Genomic DNA, 3,746 nt, shown 5'->3' with positions numbered 1-3,746 from the left:
GCGCAGCCGAAGCCGCCAGGGCGAAGCCCCCGGCAGCGGCAAGGCGCAGCCGAAGCCGCCAGGGCGAAGCCCCCGGCAGCGGCAAGGCGCAGCCGAAGCCGCCAGGGCGAAGCCCCCGGCAGCGGCAAGGCGCAGCCGCGTGGGGATGGGAGAGGCCGGGCCTTCGCGAGGGGTCGCGAAGCCCGGCCTCTTTGTGGGTCAGTTCTGGGTGGGCGAGAGGCTTCCCGAAGCGGAGGCGGAGGCGGAAGCAGGGGCGCTGCCGGAGGCCGTGGCGGTGGAGGAGCCGGTGGCGGTGGGCGAGCCGGTGCCGGTGCCGGTGCCGGTCGGGGTCTCGGTGGGCGTGCCCGTGGGGGTGCCGGTCGGCGTCCCGGTCGGCGTCCCCGTCGGGGTGCCGGTCGGAGTCCCCGTCGGGGTCTCGGTGGGCGTGCCCGTCGGCGTGCCCGTGGGCGTACCGGTCGGCGTGCCCGTGGGCGTGGCCGACGGCGTGCCGGTCGGCGTCCCCGTGGCCGACGGGTCCGGGGTACCCGGCTCGGTGCTCGGCGTGCCGGTGGCGGACGGGTCCGGCGTGCCCGGGGCCGGGGTGGTCGGGGTGACCGGCACCACCGGCACCACCGGCGGCACGGGCGTCCCGGGGTCGACCGGCGGCTGGTTCAGCGGGCTGGACGCGATCGGGGTGACCGAGTCCCAGCCGGCCGGCAGGTCCGGCACCTTCCACGCGCCGCCCGCCTCGTCGGCCGTCCCGTCCGGGTCGGGCCGGACGGCGCCGAGGATCGGGTTGGCCCCGATCGGCCCGACCTTGACGTACGAGCCCGGCCGCGGCGCGTGCACCACGAGCCCGCCGCCGATGTACATCGCGACGTGCGTCGCGCCCTCGAAGTAGATGATCAGGTCGCCGGGCCGCAGCTGGTTGAGCGGGACGCGCTGGAGCTGCGCCCACTGCTCCTGGCTGGTGCGCGGGATCGGCTTGCCCGCGTGCAGCCACGCCTGGGAGGTGAGCCCGGAGCAGTCGAAGACGTCCGGCCCGGCGCCGCCCCACACGTACGGCTTGCCCAGCTGGGCGAGCGCCCAGGCGACCGCGGCGCGGCCGGCCAGCGACGGCGTCCGCTCGCCCTGGCCGAGCACGCCGGTGGCGAGGAAGGCGAGCTGGGCCTCGTCGGCCTTGGCCTTCTCGACCTGCTCCAGCTCGGCGCGCTGGGCACCGGTGAGCGAGGAGACCAGCTGCTCGACGGCGGCGAGGTCGGCGGCCACCTTGGCCTTGGCGGCGTCCTGCTGGGCGACCAGCGTCTGCGAGGTGCTGAGGGCCTCCTCGTTCTGCTTCTGCAGCACGCTCAGCTCGTCGCGGTCGGCGGTCAGCTTGTTGAGGAACTCGGACTGCGAGCGGCTGGCGGCGGCGAGCAGCTCGGCGATGGTGACGGCCTCGTACGGGTCCTTGGAGAGCAGCAGCTCGGCGTAGGCGGAGGCGGAGCCGTTGCGGTACTGGGCGGCGGCGAGCTGCGCGGCGACGTCGGTGCCGGCGTCGACCTGCTTCTGCTGGCGCTCCACCTTGCCCTTGAGCTCGACGACCGCGGCCTGCTGCACGGCGACCTTGTCGACGGCCGCGTTGTACTGCTCGGTCGCGGCCTCGGCGCCCTGGTAGAGCGTGTGCAGCTGGTCGAGCAGCGGGCCGAGGGTGGCCTTGGCCTGGGCGAGCGGGTCACCGGCGGCGTCGGCGACGGGGGCTCCGGGAGCGGCGGGAACGGCCGGAGCCGGGTCGGCCCAGGCCTGGGCGGTGGCCAGGGGCAGCGACAGGGCGGCGGCCGCGAGGACGGCTCCGCAGCGCAGCGCGGCGCGGACCCAGGCCGGCCGTCTGCCGGCCGGTGCGCCCGCCGGTCGTCCGTCCGTCAGCTCCGCACGCCGTGCCGCCCCGCCCATGGATCTCGTCCTCCCCGCCCGCCCGCGTTCCGGCGTCCCCGGACCTCCGGCTGATCCTGCCACGGGTTACTCGCCGGAAACAGACCGCGCCCGTACGGCCCGATGAATTTTTCGCCCTACCTGTGAGGCAACTCTCAGCAAATGGGGCGAAGCGGACGGATCTCCACTAATGTCCTGCTCAGCACGGCGGACGCCACCCTCAGGAAAGGCCCCGGCAACCCCTCGGACACCGTCGGAACCTCGATTCCGAGGCCAGTTCACCTTCCGTTCACCAAGCGTCCCTACCGTCGCGCACGACACCAACGTCAGTGCGACAACTACGACGATTGTTTGGGTATGGAACACATCTCGTTCCTGGTGGCCGTTGTGATCATCACGGCGCTCGCCTTCGACTTCACCAACGGGTTCCACGACACCGCCAACGCGATGGCCACCTCCATCGCCACGGGAGCCCTCCGGCCGAAGATCGCGGTCGCCATCGCGGCCCTCCTCAACTTCGCGGGCGCGTTCCTCTCCGTGAAGGTCGCCACCACCATCTCCGGTGGCATCGTCAACGAGAAGACCGGTATCCATCCGGAGATCATCTTCGCCGCACTGGCGGGTGCCATCCTCTGGAACCTGCTGACCTGGCTGCGCGGCCTGCCGTCGAGCTCCTCGCACGCGCTCTACGGCGGCCTGATCGGCGCCACCGTCGTCGGGGTCGGCGCCAACGGCGTCAACTTCGACACCGTGGTCAGCAAGATCCTCATCCCGGCGATCGCCTCCCCGCTGGTGGCGGGCCTCGCCTCCTGGGGCGCCACCAAGCTCGCCTTCGCGATCACCCGCAAGAGCGACGAGAAGACCGTCGGCAAGGGCTTCCGCACCGGCCAGATCTTCTCCTCCTCGCTGATCTCGCTGGCGCACGGCACCAACGACGCCCAGAAGACGATGGGCATCATCACCCTGACCCTGGTCTCGGTCGGCGCCCTGCCGAAGGGCGCGCTGCCCCCCACCTGGGTCATCGTCTCGGCCGGCGCCGCGATCGCGCTCGGCACCTACATGGGCGGCTGGCGGATCATCCGCTCGATGGGCAGCGGCCTGGCGGACATCACCCCGCGTCAGGGCTTCGCCTCCGAGTCGGCCGCCGCGACGGTCATCCTGACCTCCTCCAGCATGGGCTTCGGCCTCTCCACCACCCAGGTCTGCTCCGGCGGCATCATGGGCGCCGGCCTCGGCGGCCCGAAGGCCGAGCTGCGCTGGGGCATGGTCCGCCGCATGGTCTACACCTGGGGCCTGACCCTGCCGGCCGCCGCCACCGTCGGCGGACTCGCCGCCTACCTGGCCGAGCGCGGGAACTGGGGCGTCGCCCTGGTCGGCGCCGCCCTGGTGGCCGGTTCGGCCGCGATGTGGGTCATCTCCCGCCGCCAGCCGGTCGGCGCGGACAACGTCAACGCCGTCGACGACACCTCCGACGTCACCCCGGTCGAGGTCAGCCCGGCCGCGGTGCCCGCCGCCCCGACCACCCCCGCCTCGACCACGGTCGCGGCCTGACCGCCGCCGGCCGAGGAACTGGAACCCCCATGCACATCAAGTGGAACGCCCTGGCCCAGACCGCCGGTGTCAGCTTCGGCATCACCGTCGGCGTGGTCGCCGTCTTCGCCCTCGGTATCCTGGCGCTGTCCCGCCGCGAGGCCGCGCTCAGCGCGCGCCGCGAGGCGGCCGGCCCGGGCGCCGCGGTGGCCGGCGGCAAGCTGGCCCTGGCCGGCGCGTACGCCTGCTTCGCCGTCTGCGGTGCGGCCGTCCTCTACGGACTGACGCTGATCGCCAACAAGTAGCAGCAGCCGAACGCCCGAGGG

At 73.7% G+C, this 3,746-nt stretch carries 3 protein-coding genes; 2 read left to right on the top strand and 1 reads right to left on the bottom strand.

The features are described from left to right. Positions 1-198: 198 nt before the first annotated feature. Positions 199-1,911, bottom strand: coding sequence for a C40 family peptidase (locus ACFXAM_RS38175; RefSeq protein ID WP_380298482.1), 1,713 nt, complete (start codon positions 1,909-1,911; stop codon positions 199-201). A 336-nt stretch (positions 1,912-2,247) separates the two neighbouring features. On the opposite strand from ACFXAM_RS38175, the gene ACFXAM_RS38170 reads away from it, so the two are divergent. Then, on the top strand, positions 2,248-3,441 hold the full coding sequence (locus tag ACFXAM_RS38170; RefSeq protein ID WP_380298480.1) for an anion permease: 1,194 nt from the start codon (positions 2,248-2,250) through the stop codon (positions 3,439-3,441). A 29-nt stretch (positions 3,442-3,470) separates the two neighbouring features. Next, a complete protein-coding gene (locus ACFXAM_RS38165) occupies positions 3,471-3,725 on the top strand; it encodes a hypothetical protein (RefSeq protein WP_380298478.1) in 255 nt (84 codons plus the stop codon). The last annotated feature ends 21 nt before the right edge of the window (positions 3,726-3,746 follow it).

It is taken from the genome of Kitasatospora sp. NPDC059462 (assembly GCF_042749955.1).
In the GTDB taxonomy this organism is placed as follows: Bacteria; Actinomycetota; Actinomycetes; order Streptomycetales; family Streptomycetaceae; genus Kitasatospora.
Note: the sequence above shows the minus strand (reverse complement) of the source record. Positions and strands in the feature narration are given on the sequence as shown.